Origin of the sequence: uncultured Thiodictyon sp. (assembly GCF_903946935.1) — a bacterium.
Taxonomy (GTDB): domain Bacteria; phylum Pseudomonadota; class Gammaproteobacteria; order Chromatiales; family Chromatiaceae; genus Thiodictyon.
In genome coordinates this window covers 1-18,946 of record NZ_CAJAXH010000308.1, presented here as the reverse complement: position 1 = coordinate 18,946, position 18,946 = coordinate 1, and the positions used below count along the sequence as shown (strand labels likewise).

Genomic DNA, 18,946 nt, shown 5'->3' with positions numbered 1-18,946 from the left:
TGCTGGACGCGGAGCGCCCGCACTTGCTCCCACGCAGGAGCGCGGGAGCCAGATCGCTACCGGCACTGGCGGCAACCCGTCGCGGCCGGGGGGCCGCTCCTACGGGGTAGGAGCAACCCAGTCGTTACTTAGGCGCAACCGCCGCTGGCGCTGCGTTTGGCGCTTCGGCCGGAACTGCCGCCGGCGTCTTGGCGGCGAGTTCCTGGGCCACCAGTGTATTCAGCACCTCAAACATCTTCGCCGCACCCTGGGCCTGGGCCGGGCTGGTGCGGTATTTGCCATTGACGATCACCGTCGGCACCCCATCGATGCCGTAGCGTGCATTCAGATCGGTGGCCTTGCGGACCTTGGTTTCGACCGTGAACGAGTTGTAGGCCGCCCGGAATTCCTGAGGGTCGATCCCAATCTCGCCCGCGAACTTGACCAGGTCCTCCTCCTTGAGGATGGGCTTGCGGTCCACCTGCAGGGCCCTGAACAGGGCCGTGTGGAACTCATCCAGCTTGCCCAGCGACTCGGCGGCATAATAGGCGCGGGCGTAGGGCTCCCAACGGCCACCGGTGCCCGGCTGCCGACGGAAGGCAACACCTGCGGGCTTGGTGCCGACCCAACTGTTCATCATCGGCTCCAGGTGCCAGCAATGGGGGCAGCTGTAGGAAAAGACCTCCACCACCTCGACCTGATCCCCGGTCGCGGTCGCGACAGGGGGGCTCAGAGTCGCATAGCCGAGGTCCTCATCCGCCGCCCAGGCCGCGCCAATCGACAGGGATAAGGCGGCCACGATGCCGACCAGGAAGGGGACGCGCAGGCTAGGGAACATGGTCTAAATCCTCATGTGTACAAATTGATGTGCGGAGCAAGGCAGGCAATGGGGCGGCGATCCCACCGCGGCGCTGGCCTCAACCGCCGACGGCATAGTCGAGCACCAGACCCACAAACACCGCCAGGCCGAAATAGTTGTTGTTGAGAAAGGCCTGGAAGCAGGCCCGGGGTTCACGGTCGCGGATCAGCCATTGCTGATAGAGCCCGAGCCCGGCGGCGATCGCCAAGCCACCCAGATAGCAGATACCCCGCCCGGCATCCAATCCGATCCCGAGCAGCAGGCCCAGCATCGCGACCTGGAGGACCCCGATCGCCAACCGATCCCGGTCGCCAAACAGGATAGCCGTGGACTTGATGCCGATCTTGAGATCGTCCGGCCGGTCCACCATCGCGTACTGGGTGTCATATATCAGTGCCCAGATGAGGGTGGCGACGAAGAGTAACCAGGCCGCGACCGGGATGGTGCCGGCCACGGCCATGTAGGCCATGGGGATCGCCCAGCCGAAGGCCGCCCCGAGGAAGAGCTGGGGCACATGGGTGAAGCGCTTCATGAAGGGGTAGACCGCGGTCAGACCTAGCGCCACCGTGGATAGGGCCACCGTGTACCAATCCAGCAGCAGCACCAGCGCAAAGGAAACCAGCGACAGCGTCACGAAGACCCCGATCGCCTCGCCGGGACTGACCGCCCCGGTGGCGAGCGGTCGCTGATTGGTGCGGGCCACATGCCCGTCGAAATCGCGGTCGGCAAAGTCGTTGATGGCGCAGCCGGCGGAGCGCATGAGCACCACCCCCAGCACAAAGATCAGGACCACGGGCCAGGGCGGATGCCCATCCCCCGCCAGCCACAGTGCCCACAGGGCCGGCCACATGAGCAGGAAGGCGCCGATAGGACGGTGCAGGCGGACCAGAAAATAATAGTTGCGCAGGCGCTCGCGCCACGCTGGCGGGCGGGCAGCGGTGCGGCTATCGCCGATCTTGACTGGGGGAACTTCGGTGTTGGACATCATCCGGAACACTAGGTCATCGAAGGCAGCCGAGTGGCTGGGCGCGGCTGACGAGATTATCACACGACTGACGGGCACAGATGCGGCATTCATGCGCGCGCCGGTCTATCACACCACCCCGAACGCCTCCCGCCGCCCCAGCCAGCGCTGAATCAGTGGTTCCACCAGGTCCGGATGGCTGGCCAGGATCAGGTCGGCCGCGCGCTGGGCGGCACTGACAAGGTGCTGATCGCGCAACGGATCGGCCACCCGGAACGCCAGGGTGCCGGTCTGGCGGGTGCCCAGCACCTCACCGGCCCCGCGCATCTTCAGATCCTCCTCGGCGATCCGGAAGCCGTCCAAGGTGGAGCGAATCAGGGCCAGCCGCTCCTGGGCCTGGGCGGTCAAGGGGGCGCGATAGAGCAACACGCAATGGCTCTGCGCCGCACCGCGCCCGACCCGGCCGCGCAACTGGTGCAGTTGCGACAGCCCCAGCCGCTCCGGGTTCTCGATGATCATCAGGCTGGCGTTGGGGACATCCACACCGACCTCGATCACGGTGGTCGCTACCAACAGGTCCAGCGCGGCCGCCGCGAACGCCGCCATCACCGACTCACGCTCGGCGGCCCGTTGCCGGCCATGCACCAACCCCACCCGCACCCCGGGCAGCAGGTCCTTGAGTTGTGCGGCGGTCTCCTCGGCCGCCTGCGCCTGGAGCGCCTCCGACTCGTCGATCAGGGTGCAGACCCAATAGGCCTGGCGCCCGCTCGCACAGGCGTCCTGGACACGGGCGATCACTGCCGCGCGCCGCTCGTCGGGCAGCGCCACGGTGACGATGGGAGTACGCCCCGGCGGCGCCTTGGCAATCACCGACAGGTCCAGATCCGCATAAATCGTCATGGCGAGCGAGCGCGGGATGGGGGTCGCGGTCATGATGAGCTGGTGGGGCGCCCCGCCCTCCTGGGCGCCCTTCGCCCGCAGTTGCATTCGCTGGTGTACGCCGAAGCGGTGCTGCTCGTCGATGATGGCGAGCCCCAGGTCCGCAAAACGCACCTCCTCCTGGATCAGTGCATGGGTGCCCACCACCAGCGGCGCCCGACCCTCCGCGATGGCCTTCAGGATGGCGGTGCGTTCGCGCCCCTTATGCCGGCCGGTGAGCCAGACCGGCTCCACCCCCAAGGGCTTGAGCCAGTTCCCCAGACCCTTCCAGTGTTGTTCCGAGAGCAGCTCGGTCGGCACCATCAGGGCCGCCTGACGGCCGGACTCGATCGCCTGGAGCGCCGCCAGGGCCGCCACCACCGTCTTGCCCGAACCGACGTCCCCTTGCAGCAGGCGCTGCATGGGCAGCGGCCGGGCGAGATCTGCGGCGATCTCGGCCACGGCATGCTCCTGATCGGGCGTCAAGTCAAAGGGCAGCACCTCGCGCAGGCGCCGTCGCAGCCCGCCGTCACCGCCCAGCACCGGCGCCGGGGTCAGGGCATGGGCGAGCCGCAGTCGCCGCAGGCTCACCTGATGGGCCACCAGCTCCTCAAAGGCCAAGCGCAGAAAGGCGGGGTGGCGACGCTCGGTGAGATCCTCCAGGCTCGCCTCCAGGGGCGGGCGGTGGAGATAGTTGAGTGCGGCGCGCAAGTCAGGGAACACGAAGCCGGCCATGGCCGCCGCGGGCAGATATGCGCCCGGGGGACACTGCTCCAGCAGCGCCAGGGCCTGATCGGTGAGCCCCCGCCAGGACGACTGCTGCAATCCCTCGGTGGAGGGATAGATCGGCGTCAGACGCGGCTCGGTCGCGGCCTGCGCGTCCTCATCGGCGCCGCACAGCCGGTACTCGGGGTGGACCAGCTCCAGGCTGTTCGGCCCCTGGCGTACCTCCCCGTAGCAGGCGAGGCGTACCCCCGGGCGCAGGGCGGCCAACTGCTGGGGCGAGAAGTGGAAAAAGCGCAGCAACACACCGGACTCCGACCCCTGATCAGCCGCGCCGGCCCCATCCGTGAGCCAGACCTTGAGCGAGCGCCGCCGCCCATAGCCGATTTGGGCCTCACTGACCTGCCCCTGCACCTGCACCGTAACCCCGGGGCGCAACTCGCGCAACGGCACCACCGCCGTGCGGTCCTGATAGCGGATCGGGAGGTGAAAGAGGAGATCCTGGACGCTATGGATAGCCAGACGCGCGAGTCGCGCGAGCAGCCGCGGACCCACCCGTTGCAGGTCCGCGACCGGCACACGATCCAGGGGGGTGGCGGGGGTGGCGGGATCGGGCATCGCTGGCGTTTATCGGCACTGGGCTGGACAATCGGGAAACGGTAGCACCATTTCCAGTCAGAGGCCCCAAGATGATCGTCCAACACGACCTCTCAGTCACCACCCGCGGCCGCGGCACCTACGACCTGACCGCCGAGGTAGGGCGGCGCGTGCGCGAGTCAGGCATCCACGCCGGACTCTGCCACTGCTTCCTCCAGCACACCAGCGCGTCACTGATCCTGTGCGAAAACGCGGACCCCTCGGTGCGCAGCGACCTGGAGTCCTTCCTGCAACGCCTGGCACCGGACGGCGACCCGCGTTATGCGCACTGCAATGAGGGGCCGGACGACATGCCCGCCCATCTGCGCACCATCCTCACCAAGACCGATCTGACCCTGCCGGTGCGCGCCGGCCGCCTGGCCTTGGGCACCTGGCAGGGGCTCTATCTCTATGAGCACCGCACCGGCACCCGGGGGCGGCAGGTGCTGCTGACCATCAGCGGCGAGCCGGCGTGAAACCCCCGTCACCCATCCCGACTGGGTCTCGGTACCCGGCTGCCTAGCTCGAATATCTCACGCCAAGGCGCCAAGCGCGCCAAGGCCTTTCAGTGCGTTATCTGCGCTGGCCGATCAACCTGGCGGATGATCTGACGACTTCGCCTACCCTCTATGTATTTCTTGGCGAGCTTGGCGCCTTGGCGTGAGACTCTGAGAAATCCGCGCTAGCCTCCTTGCAGCGTTCCAGCGCCTCAATACTCGCCGTCGTCCGGCGCCGCTTGGCCCGGCAGGACCAGGGACAGCCGATAGCCGATACCCCGCACCGGCTGGATGCGGAGTTCCGCCATGCCGGCATCCTGCAACTTGCGGCGGATATGACTCATATGGACATCGGTCGCGCGGTCGTCCGGGCTCCAGGACTCGTTGAGGGTAAGCTCCGACCGGTGGACCGACTCCGCCGGACGGGCCATCAGATAGGCGAGCAGCGAACTCTCCCGGGCGGTCAATTCGAGCCCCCTGGAGCGGCCCTCGCGGCTCAGACAGCGCTGCGCCGTATTCAGGCGGTAGGGACCGAGCGCCAGCACCGTCAACCCATCCCGCCCCCGGTCGCGCCGCCGCAACACGGCGCGGATGCGGGCACACAACTCTTGGTGATCGAAGGGCTTGGTCACATAGTCGTCCGCCCCGGCCTCCAGGCCGCTGACGCAATCGGACTTACCCCCCCGTCCGGTGACGATGATGAGCCCAACCGAGCGGGTCTCGCCGAGTTCGCGGGCGATATCCATCCCGTCCTCGACCCCTAGATTGAGATCGAGCAGCACCAGGTCGGCATCGCCACGATCAAGCAGGCGCCGCAGTTCGGCCCCACTAAAGGCGAGTGCCACGTCGCAGCCATCGCCGATCAACAGCCGCCGCAGACTCTGGGCCAGGGGGACATCGTCCTCGACGATAATGATGCGTGGGAACTCGTTCACGATGGCAGCGAGCGGATCCGATTGGTCTCACCCCACGACCGGCGGCGCGAGGAGCGCACCGCCGCGTGGTCGCTTGCTGCGATGATGGTGGCGACATTGAACATTGAAAGGTAGCGTCTCAAGGTGCTGCATCCGGTATGATCGCCGCAGCGCGTTGCGCGGACTGCCATTATGACCCGACGCGGCGCCGACGACGCCAATAATTTACATAATTTACGGGCGGCCCGCCCCACTGAGGCTTCACTGTCGTGCCGGACACGGATCAACCCAGGCCACCACGGACTATACACAATATCGCCATGCTCGCCGGCCTCACGGTCGCCGCGGGTCTCGGCAACCTGGCGCATCTGCACCTGCCCTATGGGCTGGACCTGATCTTCGGCTCGATCTTCGCCATGTTGGCGATCGAGTGCCTGGGCACCGGCGCGGGCGTCCTGGTCGCCGCGGTGAGCGGCGCCTACACCCTGGTGCTCTGGCACCACCCCTATGCCTGGCTGATCGTCGTGGCGGAGGCCGCCAGCGTCGGGTGGCTGCGCCGACACCTGCGCCCGCGTGGCGAGGTCCTGCCCCTGGCCGCCTTGGATGCCCTCTATTGGCTCTGCCTCGGGATGCCCCTGGTGTGGCTGTGCTACGGCGGAGCGCTCGCCATGACCCACACCGAGGTCCTCTTGGTGGCCTTGAAACAGGCCATCAACGGGGTCCTCAACGCCAGCCTGGCCGGGGCGCTCGCGATCGGCATCCGGCGGCTGCGCCGCCAGCCGGTACCAGTCTCGTTTAGCGAGTTCCTGTTTACCACCCTGGTCCTCGCCGCCCTGGCCCCCGCACTGGGGGTCACCGTCTGGCAAAACTATCGCCTTACCGAGACGATGGAACTGGAGGTTGCCGAGACCCTCACCCTGGTGACGCGACTCACCGCCGCCGATTTCGCCGCCCGCCCCCCCTCACCGACCCTGGCCGCCGCCCGCGCCGACCTGCCCGCGATCACCGAACGCATCGCGGCCCTGCTGCCACAGGCCGGGGCGATCGACCTCGCCATCGACGCGACCCCGCCGCCCGCCGGCCGCAACGTCCCGCCCCCCCCGGGGGCGCTCGCCGTCGAACTCGCCGAACGCCCCGGTTACTCGCACATGGTGCGCTGGCGCAAGGGCCACTACCGGATGCAGACCGCCCTGACCCTGGGCGGCGAGCCGGTGCAACTGGTGGCTGAACTGGCGGCGACCCAGGCGGTGGAGTCACTGCAACGCGTCCAACTCGGTGGCTTCTGGCAGTTGGGTGCCATCACCCTGCTCGCCCTGGCCGCGGCCTTCTATATCAGTCGCCGGATCGGCCGCCCCATCGCGGCGCTGGCGCAGACCGCCGGACAGCTCCCGTCCCGCCTGGAGCAGGCGAACCCGCCGCCGCCCCCGCGCCCGAGCCGACTGCGCGAACCCGCGGAACTCGCGGCTGCATTCGCGCGGATGGAGTCTGCCCTGCGGCAAAACTTCAAGGACCTGGAACAGAGCGAGGCGCGCTTTCGTGCCGTCTTCGAACAGGCGCCGCTCGGCATCGCCATCCTCGGGCCGGATCGGCAGGCACGCTTCGTCAACCCGGCACTGGAGCGACTGCTGGGGCGCGCGGGGGCGGCCATCAAGTCGCGGCCCTTCGATGACTTCGCCCATCCCGCGGACATCGATACCGATCTGGGCCTGTTTCGGGAGCTCATGGCGGGCCGCCGTGACAGCTACCAATTGACCAAGCGCTTTCGCCAACCCGACGGCACCCCGGTGTGGGCCGAGCTGAGCGTTACCCTGCTGCCGGACAGCGCCGGGGGGGCGCCGCTCCCATTGGCCCTGCTGCAGGACATCACCGAACGGCGCCAGGCGGAACAGGCGCGGGCCGCGGCTGAACTGGCCCTGCAACGCTACAGCGCCAAGCTCGAGGCCTTCTCCCAACTGGCCACGCGCTACCAACCCGCGGCCCAGGACCTGACCAAATTCCTGCATTACGGCTGCAGCGCCATCGGAGTTGAACTCGCGGCCCTGGGCGAGGTCCGGGGTGGACGTTACCGGCTGCTCGCCGCCGTGGGGGACACCCGACTCGCCATCGACGCCGAGGTTCCACTGGCGGAAGGACTCACCGCCGACGTCCGCTGCCACGCCGTACCCCAACCCGAGTCGCTCTGCCACCCGGCCTTCGGCACCGGCCTGAGCTTCCTGGGCCGGGCGACCCTCACCTGGAGCGACGCCGACAATCAGGTCCATCAGGGCGTGCTGGACCTGGCGGATCGCCACCGCTGCCCCGCCTGCGGCCAACCGGAACAGCAGATCCTGCAACTGGTCACTCAGCGCATCAGTGCCAACCTGCGCGAGCTGGCGGTCCAGGACGGCCTACTCCAGGCCCGCCAGCGCGAGGTCATCGGCCACCTGGCGGGTGGAGTCGCGCACGACTTCAACAACGTCCTGGGGGCCATCGGCAACAACCTGGCCTATCTGGAGCGCCTGCTGCCCACCGGCACCGTGGGCGCCGAGGCACACGGCGTCCTCGCCGAGACCGAGGCCGCCATCGACCAGGCCAAGCTCGTCACCTCGGGCCTACTCTCGCTGGGGCGGGGGGAGGAGATTGACGTCTCCCCCTGCGATCTGGGCGCGCTGGTGGCGGCCTTTGCACCGGCAGTGAGCCGCCTGCTGCCACCCGGCATTGAACTGATCCTGGAGCTGCAACCCGGGGTCACCGCACTCACCAATCCGGCCCTGCTCCAGGCCGCCCTGCTCAACCTGGCGCTCAACAGCCGCGACGCCATGGGCGCCACCGGGCGTCTCACACTGTGCGTCGGCGCCCACACCGACCCCGTTCAAGCCCCCCCGGACCTTGGTGAACTGGTCGGCGGGGAACGTGCAGAGTTGTGCGTCCGCGATACCGGGGCCGGTATGACCGAGGCGGTGCGCTTGCACATCTTCGAACCCCTGTTCTCCACCAAGTCGCGGGGCCACGGGACCGGTCTTGGGCTCTTTATGGTGCGCGAGTTCACGCTGCGCAGCCATGGTGCCATCCAGGTCCGCTCGGCACCCGGCGCCGGCACCGAAGTCCGTCTCTGGCTGCCCCTGACCCACGCACCCGCGGGGGCCGCCTCAGCCACACCCCGGACGCTGCCCCACCGGGCGCCCGCCGCACCCACAACTGCGCCGCCGACCCAAGGGCCCGGCGTGCCGCGGCTACCCCAAGTCCTGCTGGTCGACGACGATCGCCGGGTACGCGACTCACTGTGCCGCATACTGGAGGGCGCGAATCTGACCGTGATCACCGCGGTGGACGGCTCCGACGCACTCGACCGCCTGGCCGCTGCACCCAGTATTGCCCTGGTCCTGTCGGACATCGCCATGCCCCGCCTGGATGGCCTCGCACTCTACAGCGCACTGTGTTGCAATCGGCCCGAACTCCCGGTCATCCTCATGACCGGCGACGCCGCGGGGGCCCAGGATGCCGCCGCCCTGGACCCGCTGGCGCGCGTGCTGACCAAGCCGCTCGACCCCCGCGCGCTGATCGAATTGGTCCAGGCGATCGTCGACCCCGGGGTCACGGACGACCATGGGCGGTAACGGCCATGGCCGTTCCCCCACCCCGCCCTCACCCAATAGGGGAGGGAGACTTGGAGCACGCTCCCGGCGCGACTTTCACGTTACAGTGACCCCTTCAAGTCAGCGCCCCCGCGGGCCCCGACCAAACAGGAATAGCGGCCAAGCCGAGGCGCCATGTATCCCTTCTCGCTGATCGATCCGCCGACCCTGCTCCTGGTCTCCATCGCGGTGTTCACCCTCACCGGGGTCTTCATGGCCATTGCCGGGCACATCCGCGGGGAGCGCGCCTACAACTGGCTATCCGTCGGCGCCCTGGCCTTCGCCACCGGGTGGGCGCTCAACCTGTCGCAGTACGTCTACGGCATAACGACAGTGACTATGCCGGTGGCGGAGATCCTGCTCCTCATGCTGCCGCTGTGCCTGCTGTGTGCGACGCTCGAATTCCTGCGCCTGCCCGGACTCGGGCTGACGCTGCTCGGCTCGGCCGTGACCCTGGCCTTGGCCTTCTGGGTGTTGGTGGTGTTCATCGACAACGAGACCGTACCCGGCGCCATGACCTCCAGTCTGAACGGCGCGGCCTACCTGGCGGTCGCCCGGCTCTTTTACGTCCATGCGTACCCGCAGAATCTGATCGGGAACATCATCATCGGCGCCATCGTCATCATCGGGACGGCCTTTATCCTGCGCACCGTCTTCCTGATGTACGGCGTGGCGGTGAGCGATGCCCTGGGGCCGGAGCTGCGCCGCCAGGTCCTCTACACCATGCTGCTCCTCGACCTGATGGGGATCTTCATGCTGGCGCTGTGTTTCCCGCTGTTCGATTTCGTGCGCACCGAGACCAGCCTGCATTCGACCAACGCCCAACTGACCCAACTCGCCGAGCGTGACGCACTGACCGGGACCTTCAACCGCCGGGTCTTCATCACCCGGCTGGAGACCGAACTGTTGCGACATCGCCAGACCGCGCTCCCCCTGTCGCTGATCCTCTTCGACGTCGACCATTTCAAGCAGGTGAACGACACCCATGGTCACGGGATCGGCGACCAGGCGCTGCGACATGTGGTGGAGACGACCCATCGGCACCTGCGCGGCAACGATCTACTCGCCCGTTTCGGCGGGGAGGAGTTCATCATCCTGCTTCCGGAGACCACGCTCGCTGGGGCACGCGTGATCGCCGAACGGATCAGGGCCGCCCTGGCGGCGACCCCGGCCATCATCGAGCCACTGGCGCCCCTGCGGATCACCAGCTCGTTCGGCGTCGCCGGCACGGATCAGCGCCACCGCACCATGGACGAGCTGCTGGGCGCGGCCGACTCGGCCATGTATGCAGCCAAGCGCGCCGGCCGCAACCGGGTCTGTGGCGAGCCCCCGCAGGACGCACTGGACCACGCGGAAGGGACCTGCGCCTAACCACGCCCGCGCCCTGTAGGGTCCGCTGTGCGGACCGTCCGCCTTCGGCAACAGCCAATTGCCCGCCAAGGGGTCGGTCCGCGCAGCGGACCCTACTCAGGCCCCCGCCGGGCACGCGGCCATAGGAAAACGAGCAAGAGGACCAGGCCAACGACCGTTGCACCGCCCACCCAGGGGTTTACGCGGTGCATCAGGGCGAGGATGGCGTGCAGATGCCCCTCCAGGAAATACACCCCCAGCCCCCAGACGCCCACCCACAGGGCCGCACCCAGCAGATTGAACCGGGTGAAGCGCCACCAGGGCATCTCCAGGATTCCCGCGGCGATGCCGTTCAATTGGCGCAGCCCGTCGAAGAAGCGCGCCCCGACGATCAGCCAGCCGCCCCAGCGCGCGAAGGCCGACTCCACCCGTTCCAGGTGGCGCGCATCCAGCCGCACCCGCCGCAATAGTGCGCGCCCGCCCACCCGGCCGATCAAATACCCAAGGCTGTTGCCGATGGCCGCCGCCAGAAAGGCGATGAGCAGCAGCCAACCGATGCGCAACCCCGGGCGCGCGGCGGCGTCCAGCGCGGCGGCAACCAGCAGCGTCTGTCCGGGCGCCGGGATGCCGGCCCCCTCCACCCCCACCGCGAGCGCCACCGCGCCGTCGCCGTAGCGGTCGAGCCAGGGCTGGACGCGCGCGAGCTCGCGGCGCAGTTCGGCGCGGATACGGCTCCCGGCGGTGGCGGGCGCCGCGGCAACCTGAGGCGGCGCGACGATGGGCGGGGGCTGGTCCGCTGCCGCGGCAGCAAGCGTGGACCCGAGCAACAGCAGGGCCGCGGCGGCGAAGGGGAGCAAGGACTTGGTGGCGTTACGCATCATCTGGGGTACCTCGTTGATCTCGTCCCCACGCGGCGAGTTCATCGTTGTGAACGGTGAGCGCTCCGCTTGGTCGCCTCAACCCCAGAAGCGCTGCTTCCAATACGTCGCGGACACGCTGTAGCGAGCGCTGGATGGTCAATGCAACCCAGCCGCCGGCTGGCTCTCGCCGCCCCTGTCAATGGGCGGACTCGGCGCCTTGGCCCGCACATAGAGGGCCCCCGCGACCAGCAGCAGGTTGATGAGGCCCACCAACACAAAGGGCGCGCTCGGCGCCAGATGGTCGAACAGGCGTCCGCCCAGCCAGGTGATCGCCAGGATGCCGATGGCCCCGGAGACGTTGAAGGCACCGATGATCGAGCCGCGCTGCCGCGTCGGCGCCTCCTGGCCGATGAGCGACTGGGCGCCCAGATAGACGCTGATCTGACCGATACCGATCAGGATGGAAAAGACCCAGGCATTGGCGGCCAGCGGGCTCTCCAGAAACAGGAGTGAGAAGTTACCCAGCGCGGCGAGCAGCATACAGACGGCCAGTGCCGTGGCCCGGTCCAGCCGGTCAAGCAGTGGACCCAACACGGGCGACCAGACGAGTGCGGCGACCTGGGCAATGACAAAAAAGAACATACCTTGCTTAACCGCCTGCGCATTCCCCATCCCGGCGGCCAGGCCCGCGGTGGTGCCCCACAGGATCATGAAGATGGCATTGACCGACTGGTCGCCGCGGGCGATGAAGGCGGCGCCATAGGCGAGCAGGATGCGCGGGTTGCGCGCCGCCGCAAAGCCGCTGATGAAGAGTTCGCGCACCCCCGGACGATCGCTGCGATGCATCGGGGTCCCACCCTTGAGCCCGACGGCGACCAGCACGGCGACGGCGACGGCGAGCCCCGCGACCCCCAGATGGGTAATGAGCCCGGCCTCTTGCTCGCTCCAGCCGTGCTTGATGAGGGCATGGGGCAGCGCGCCCAAGCCCTGGATGAAGGCGACCCCGAGTCCACTCAGAAAGCCCAGCGTGGCCACCAGCTTGCCGCGTGAGTTCTCGGCCGGGTAGTCCACCATGACCGTGGACAGCCCCCCCGCCACGGCGACTACCGCGCAGGCATAGACGATGCGGTAGAGATACAGGTCATGGACCGAGGTCGCCTGGGCATAGAGTATATAGGTCGCCGCCAGCAGCAGCAGGCCCGCGGCATAGATGGAGCGGCGCCCGATACGGTCCATCAGGATGCCGGCCGGCATAAAGAGCGCGAGGGTGATGAGCTCAGTCCAAAACACCAGATCACCGCTGATGGACCCCTGCTGCTCAACGGGCACCTTGAGCAACGCATTGAGCACATAGGTCTGACCGACGCTGATGAAGATCATCAGGCCGATGGAGAAAAAGGCGGCGACGAGCAGGCTCCAGGCGTGCCGCGGCAGGATGCCGGGGGCCAGGGTCAGGTAGCCGAGGCGGTAGAGACGCGGCTCAGAGGTCATAGGGGATGCTCATCGGTGGTGCTCCGGTGGGATGCATTCCCACGCGGAGCGTGGGAACGAGAGGGGGTGCATTCCCACGCAGAGCGTGGGAACGAGGGGGGCGGTGCTCATTCCAGGATGCGCCGCTTGCCATCGAGTACAAAGGCGATGGCCCGCTTGAAGTCGGCCATGCCGACCACCTGCTCGGCGCCCTGGCGCAGCGAGGCATAGGAGGCGGCGAGCAGGACGGCGTTCTGGATGTCGCCGCCGGCCGCGTGCTCCGAATACTGGGCCAGTAGCGCGAAATCCACGTCGTCATCGATCGGCAGTTCCTTGGGAATGTGCCGCTCCCAAATCTGGCGGCGCTGCTCGGTGGCGGGCAGCGGGAACTCGACATGGGCCAGCACCCGGCGCAGAAAGGCGGTGTCATAGTTCTTCACCAGGTTGGAGGCGAAGATCACGGCCCCGTCAAAATTGTCCAACTCGATCAAGGTGGTACTGCGGGCCACGTTGATCGAGTTGTCCGCGGCCTGGGACACCTGGGTCAGGCGCTTGCCGAGGATCGAGTCGGCCTCGTCGAAGAACAGCAGCGCGCCGGTCTCGCTGGCGCGGCGGAAGGCGGCGCGGATGTTCTTGGGCGTCTCACCGACATACTTGGACTCCAGCTCCGCGTAGCTGATGACCAGGATCTCACGTTCCAGCATGGCCGCGATCGCCTCGGCGGCCAGGGTCTTGCCGGTCCCCGGGGGGCCATAAAAGTTGAGCGCCATCCGCCGGCCGGTGCGGGCCACCGCGCCGAGGTTCCAGCAGCCGAACAGCAGGTCCTGTGACAACAGCACGTTGACCGACTCGCGGATGCGGGCCAGGGTCTCCGGGTCCAGCACCAGTTGGTCCAGGCCGTGACGCGGCTGACGCGGCTGAAAGCTCTCGAAGGTCTGGGCATCCTCGGGCGGCGCCTCCGACCGGTTGGCCGCGGGATGGGCCGGGGGGTTGGCCGGGGCGCTGGGGGCAGCCACCTGAGCCGGCTCGAAGGCCGGGGCCAGCACCTGATAGAGCGGCTGACCGCCCGTGGGCAGACCCTCGGGGACGGCCCGCCCCGGGTTGAAGTCCAGGCGAATGCGCGGTTTGCCGAGTTCCGGGGGAAACTCAAAGCCGTCGTAGAGCCGGATCAGTTGACGCAGGAAGGCGTTAGAGGCCTCCGCCGCGATCTCCACCGAGGTATCCGTACCGCGTTCGTGGCACTCCGGGCAGTAGAGCAGCGGCGCCCCCTGGACCTCGATCCAGTAGTGCCCCGGGTTGGTCTTCTTGCCGTGGTGGGAGAGTCGCAGCGCGCAGCCGTGGATCGGGCAGGCGGGATTTTTCTTGAGCAGTGACATGGGGGCGCAGTATACCGGCGCCGCGGCCCGCTGCGGGACGATTGTGGAACTTGGGAACCCGGGCCAGCACACCGCACGGGGGCACCTCCCGCAACGTTGCGCCCCGCAGTCCCCAAACCGCCCTCGGGCGGATGCCTGCAGGGCGATCCGCCACTCGACCTCAGCTCACCGCCCCAGGACGGCCCGCCAACCGCCGCGGCTCGGCAGTACCAGCGCCATCTCGACATAGGTCGCCACGACTGCCTTGGCGGAGTTGATGTTGCTCAGGGTGCAGATCGTGCCGACCCGGCCAGCGCAGTCCCCGCGCCAACCGGCGAAGACATGACCCGGGCTGGGCCAGGCTGTGCAGGTACTGGTGCCGACGGGCGCGACCGGGTTGGGCATGCAACTCACCGTTCCGGCGCCGGTCGGACTGACGCTGGTCACGATGTTGAAACCGAAATTGGCCGTCACGCTCTTGGCCACGGTGACATTGGTCAGGGTGCAACTGGTGCCGGTCCCGGTGCAGTCGCCGCTCCACTGCGCGAAGGTGTAGCCGGGGTTGGCCGCGGCGGTGCAAGTGCTGCTACCGTCGTAGTCCACCGGGTTGGACGCGCAGTTCACCGTGCCGCCGACCGCCGGGCTGGCGCTGGCGGCGATGGCATAGGTGTTGAGGGTGAAGTTAGCGGTGCAGGTGGTATCGGCTGTCAGCGCGAAGGCGCTGGCGCAACTGGCCGGGGTCCAGACGGTGAAGGTCGAACCCGTCGCTGGCGTGGCGCCAGGGGTGACGGTGGTGTTGTAGGCATAGGTCCCGCCGCCGGTGACTGTGCCCGCGCCGGTGCCGGCCTTGATCACCGTCAGGGTGTAGTCGTTGAGGATGAAAGTGGCGGTGACGTCCTTGACCGCATCCATGGTGACCTGACAGGGGGCGGTACCCGTGCAGCCCCCTCCGCTCCAGCCGGTGAAGGCGGAACCGGTAGCCGGGCTGACGCTCAGCATGACAGTGGCGCCGTTGTTATAGGTGGCGGTACCGACATTGCCATTCCAGAGGATGGTCCCGGCATCGGCGGTGACGGTTCCAACACCGGTACCGGATCTTGTCACGGTCAAGGTGTAGGTCTGTGAACCTGCGAAGGAATAGGTTTCCACCGAATTGAGCGGCGCACTAATCGAGGGGTCATATCCCCCGATTACCATCACCCGGCTATCGCTCAACCATACCGCACCGTGGTCTTGGCGGGCGATATTCATCGCAGCGATGTTCGTCCATTGACCGGTGGCCGGATCATAAATCTCCGCCTCTTCAATCGGCAGGTTGTTGTTCCCATAACCACCGGCCATCAGGACCCGACCATCAGACAATACCGTTGCCGAACGCCAACCAGCGCCGGATGTTTTCATACTCCCGGTATTAGACCAGAGTCCATTATTCGGATCATAGAGTTCACACGTATTCAGGTAGGCGCCATCCCAAACGCTTCTGCCTCCGCATACCAGTACCCGCCCATCCTGCAACTTCGCAACTGCAGCGGCAAGTCTCGCCACCGACATGTTGCCGGTCAAGGTCCATACTCCGGTTACTGGATCAAACAGCTCAGTCTGGGAAAGCAAATTAGCGCCGTTACACCCGTTTTCAAGAAAGCCACCAACGACCAGTACTTTGCCCGTGTTGAGCAATATCAGGCTATGCTGCTGCCGTGCAATATTCATATTTCCGGTCACGGTCCACTGGCCCGTGGCCGGATCATAGAGTTGTGCCGCGGAGGAGCTGGTACACCATGGATACATCCGACTGCCGGACAGCAGCACCCGGCCATCCGCCAGTTTAACGACACTAACCCCGCCATACTTATATGGACTTCCCCCATTATTCTGAAGATTACCGGTATATTGCCAAGCGTTGGTCACCGGATCATAGATCTCGGTGTAAATATTGTCCTGCGTACCCAGATTACCGCCGACCGCGAGTATCCTGCCGTTGTCGAGTGGGACCATCCTTACGCTCCAGCTGACGGCATTCGCGCTGGCGGCCGAACTCCATTGCCCCGTCAGCACATCAAAAATTTCGCAGGTTCTGTCGCTAGCCGATTGACCACCGCCGCACACCAAGGTTCGGTGTGTATCGATCGCGGCAATTCCAGGATTCGCTCTGGCTGTGAGCATGGGGGCAATCGTGGCCCAGACCCCGTTAGTCGGGCTCAGCGTGAAAATGGCAGTGCAGGTGGTATCGGCGGTCAGGGCGAAGGCGCTGCCGCAAGTGCTCGGCTCCCAGCCGGTCAAGGTGGACCCGGCCGCGGCGCTAGCGGTAGGAGTGATCAGCGTGTTGTAGTCATAGGTCCCGCCACCGCCGACGGTGCCCGTTCCGGTGCCGGCTATGTTCACGGTCAAGGTGTATTGATTGAGGGTGAAGGTCGCGGTCACGGTCTTGGCCGTGGTGACATTGGTCAGGGTGCAACTGGTGCCGGTTCCGGTGCAGTTGCCGCTCCACTCCGCGAAGGTGTAGCCGGGGTTGGCAGTGGCGGTGCAGTTACTGGTGCCGTCGTAGTCCACCGAGCTAGGCGTACAGTTCACCGTTCCGCCGACCGCCGGGCTGGCGCTGGCGGTAATGGCGTAGATTGCCAACGTGACCACGGCAGGGACTGAACCGAACTCGTATCCGGTGGCGGCCGAGCTGGTGCTGAATCGAATCGGAGTCACACCGCTCCATCCGGCCAGCACGCTGAAATTGGCCGTGAAGAGGTTGGTGGTCGTGCATCCGCCACCGGGCCAGGCGGCGTCGACGTCGGCCCAGGCCACCTGGACGAACTTATCGGTAGCCGCATCCCCATCCGCATCAGCGGTGTCGTCCTCCACCGGTCCCTGGGCCAAGGCCGTTGGCAGCACGCCGCTAAGGCTGGCAAAGGCAAGACGGCTGGAGTCCCAATGGATGCGCAGGCCAAGGCCGGTGAGTTGGTCCGAACAGGGGTTTGCGGTAGTATAACCCAGAGTGAAGGCGACCGACTGATTCGGTGCCGCGGCGCGCTGGAGCGGGTCCGGGGTGATGACTTGCTCCGCGGCGTCCGCAGTGCCGAGCGTCAACAGGGCCATCAGTATGCATCCGGCCGTCGCCATCAGGCTTGTCTTCATGTCCCAGATCCTCAAGCGCATTGCTATTCGTCAGTTGCAGGGCGGAGGCCCGCAAGGCGATCCGCCATGAAACCGCCTCCACCATGGCGGAACCTGACGGCCAAAAGGCGGAACCGCCTGGGGCGTTCTGCCCTAGGGGGTTCCCAAACCCCGACGGCACCCCCGGTCTTCTCAAAAAAGACCAAGTCACTATTCGCCGCGCACGAGGCGCACGTAAAGGGGATAGCCCCTATTGTAGCTGCCGACACCGCCATCGACGAAGCTCACGTACCACGCGCTGCTCGTGTACCCGGCATAGGGCGACGAGGACCAAAACCCGTCCGATGGCGTATTTGGAAAATACGCGCCATTGATCTCGGGGTCATAACAATGCCGCTCGACCAGTGATTCAAGCTCATTCTTATTCGGCAGACGCCAATCCATATAGCCGGCAAAATTGGCGTCCGTCGCCTGTTGCAGTGCAGCCTGCCAAATGAAGGCCGCAGCAACACCGATCGCGCAGCCTGCCCCGCTTAACCCTTCGGCGCATTGCTTCCACAGCAGACCAGTGGCGGAATCGCTGATGGTGCCGTCGCCGTGGCCGGTGAATCGGCTGTCGGGTGCTGTTGGCGCAATGTCGTTGCGGCAGGTTTGGGCCGAGACACCGGCGCAGACCGCCGACAGCAAAAGAATCGCCGCTAGCCGCCATAACCGCTCATTCATCTCACGTACTCTCCGTCGGTCGAGAGGAAACGTCGCGGCGCGCCGCGTCCAAATACGCGGTGATCGCCCGCTGCACCTTATAGCTATTGTCATCGCTGCCGAGGAAGAGATACCTCAATACCCGACGCTTTATCCCACCGGCCAACTGACCTCCTCGCCGATGAAGGCATAGGGCTGCCCGATGGCGCGTAGCGACCGGCACAAGCTCATAAGGTCTTGATACGCCAATTGATAAACCCGAACAGTAGCGCCTGATCGATGCTGTTAACAAAGTTGCGTACGTCCAGTTGCAGGAACCAGGTCGGGCGCTCGCCATTGGCCGTGCCCCATTTACGACGACGGCAACCAAGATAGCCGCGATAAACCACCGCGAACGCGAAGACTCCACGTTCGTCACTGCCCGCCGCGCACGAGTCGCACAGACACGCCGCCGCCCTTACCGTAGCCGTTGACGCTGCCATCGTAGAAGTTTACGGCCCACGCGGCGTTCGAGTAGCCGGCATAGGGCGAAGACGACCAAACAAACGAACCGGCGGGTGAATTCGGGAAATATACCAAGTCAATCGTCGAGACACGATCATTACTGACGATCGACAGCAACTCCCGCGGATCAGGCATCCGCCAATCCGCCGCCCCGCACAGCCCCTGCGCATTGACCGCCTGGACGTAGCCGTCGGTATCGCAACTGATACCGCCAGTACAGACGCCAAAATTGAGGAATCCGGCCGAGCCGCCATTGGTCGCGGGGTCCGGGTTGTACCAGGAATAGGTATTGTTCTGGTCGCGCAGCCCGCCATCAGCGGTCTTGACCTCCCAGATCAACCCGGTGACATTGTCAAGCTGAAGTTTCCTACTTTTGATAGGCAGCCTTGGTCATGATGCCGCCTATGCTATTCCCAGTTCCTGCCCTTGAGCGCGTGTGCCGCACATCGGCGCGCCGGCCGGATGGTCGGAACGGTTAACGGTGACTGAGGTCGGT

13 protein-coding genes are annotated in these 18,946 nt (G+C 66.5%); 3 read left to right on the top strand and 10 right to left on the bottom strand.

Translation table 11 applies throughout. From position 1 onward, the window contains the following. Positions 1 to 124: 124 nt before the first annotated feature. From QZX93_RS25850 to recG, 3 genes are all read right to left on the bottom strand, one after another. Entirely contained in the window at positions 125 to 817 is a 693-nt protein-coding gene (locus QZX93_RS25850) for a thiol:disulfide interchange protein DsbA/DsbL (protein WP_295388991.1), read from the bottom strand. 79 nt (positions 818 to 896) lie between these two features. After that, complete coding sequence (gene ubiA, locus QZX93_RS25845; protein ID WP_295389036.1) at positions 897 to 1,823, bottom strand: 4-hydroxybenzoate octaprenyltransferase; 927 nt, start codon at positions 1,821 to 1,823, stop codon at positions 897 to 899. Between the two features lie 108 nt (positions 1,824 to 1,931). Further along, positions 1,932 to 4,061 carry an ATP-dependent DNA helicase RecG gene (recG, locus tag QZX93_RS25840; RefSeq protein ID WP_295388990.1) on the bottom strand — a complete coding sequence of 710 codons (2,130 nt, stop codon included), beginning with the start codon at positions 4,059 to 4,061 and terminating at the stop codon, positions 1,932 to 1,934. A gap of 71 nt (positions 4,062 to 4,132) precedes the next feature. Between recG and QZX93_RS25835 the strand changes: the two genes are divergently transcribed. Further along, entirely contained in the window at positions 4,133 to 4,555 is a 423-nt protein-coding gene (locus tag QZX93_RS25835) for a secondary thiamine-phosphate synthase enzyme YjbQ (protein WP_295388989.1), read from the top strand. 233 nt (positions 4,556 to 4,788) lie between these two features. On the opposite strand, the gene QZX93_RS25830 is transcribed toward QZX93_RS25835, so the two are convergent. Further along, positions 4,789 to 5,511, bottom strand: coding sequence for a response regulator transcription factor (locus QZX93_RS25830; RefSeq protein ID WP_295388988.1), 723 nt, complete (start codon positions 5,509 to 5,511; stop codon positions 4,789 to 4,791). A gap of 299 nt (positions 5,512 to 5,810) precedes the next feature. On the opposite strand from QZX93_RS25830, the gene QZX93_RS25825 reads away from it, so the two are divergent. Further along, the gene (locus tag QZX93_RS25825) at positions 5,811 to 9,086 is read left to right on the top strand and encodes a PAS domain S-box protein (RefSeq protein WP_295388987.1); all 3,276 of its coding nucleotides are present in this window, start codon (positions 5,811 to 5,813) and stop codon (positions 9,084 to 9,086) included. Between the two features lie 153 nt (positions 9,087 to 9,239). After that, entirely contained in the window at positions 9,240 to 10,475 is a 1,236-nt protein-coding gene (locus QZX93_RS25820) for a GGDEF domain-containing protein (RefSeq protein ID WP_295388986.1), read from the top strand. A 92-nt stretch (positions 10,476 to 10,567) separates the two neighbouring features. On the opposite strand, the gene QZX93_RS25815 is transcribed toward QZX93_RS25820, so the two are convergent. The 6 genes from QZX93_RS25815 to QZX93_RS25790 form a co-directional block, all read right to left on the bottom strand. Next, positions 10,568 to 11,377: a DedA family protein gene (locus tag QZX93_RS25815; RefSeq protein ID WP_295388985.1), complete on the bottom strand. Its 810-nt coding sequence runs from the start codon at positions 11,375 to 11,377 to the stop codon at positions 10,568 to 10,570. A 93-nt stretch (positions 11,378 to 11,470) separates the two neighbouring features. Next, positions 11,471 to 12,805 carry an MFS transporter gene (locus QZX93_RS25810; protein ID WP_295388984.1) on the bottom strand — a complete coding sequence of 445 codons (1,335 nt, stop codon included), beginning with the start codon at positions 12,803 to 12,805 and terminating at the stop codon, positions 11,471 to 11,473. A gap of 107 nt (positions 12,806 to 12,912) precedes the next feature. Beyond that, entirely contained in the window at positions 12,913 to 14,160 is a 1,248-nt protein-coding gene (locus QZX93_RS25805) for an ATP-binding protein (protein ID WP_295388983.1), read from the bottom strand. A 165-nt stretch (positions 14,161 to 14,325) separates the two neighbouring features. Next, complete coding sequence (locus QZX93_RS25800; protein ID WP_295388982.1) at positions 14,326 to 16,992, bottom strand: kelch repeat-containing protein; 2,667 nt, start codon at positions 16,990 to 16,992, stop codon at positions 14,326 to 14,328. A 462-nt stretch (positions 16,993 to 17,454) separates the two neighbouring features. Then, positions 17,455 to 17,967: a DUF1566 domain-containing protein gene (locus QZX93_RS25795; RefSeq protein WP_295388981.1), complete on the bottom strand. Its 513-nt coding sequence runs from the start codon at positions 17,965 to 17,967 to the stop codon at positions 17,455 to 17,457. Between the two features lie 393 nt (positions 17,968 to 18,360). Further along, on the bottom strand, positions 18,361 to 18,828 hold the full coding sequence (locus QZX93_RS25790; protein ID WP_295389035.1) for a DUF1566 domain-containing protein: 468 nt from the start codon (positions 18,826 to 18,828) through the stop codon (positions 18,361 to 18,363). Positions 18,829 to 18,946: the final 118 nt, after the last annotated feature.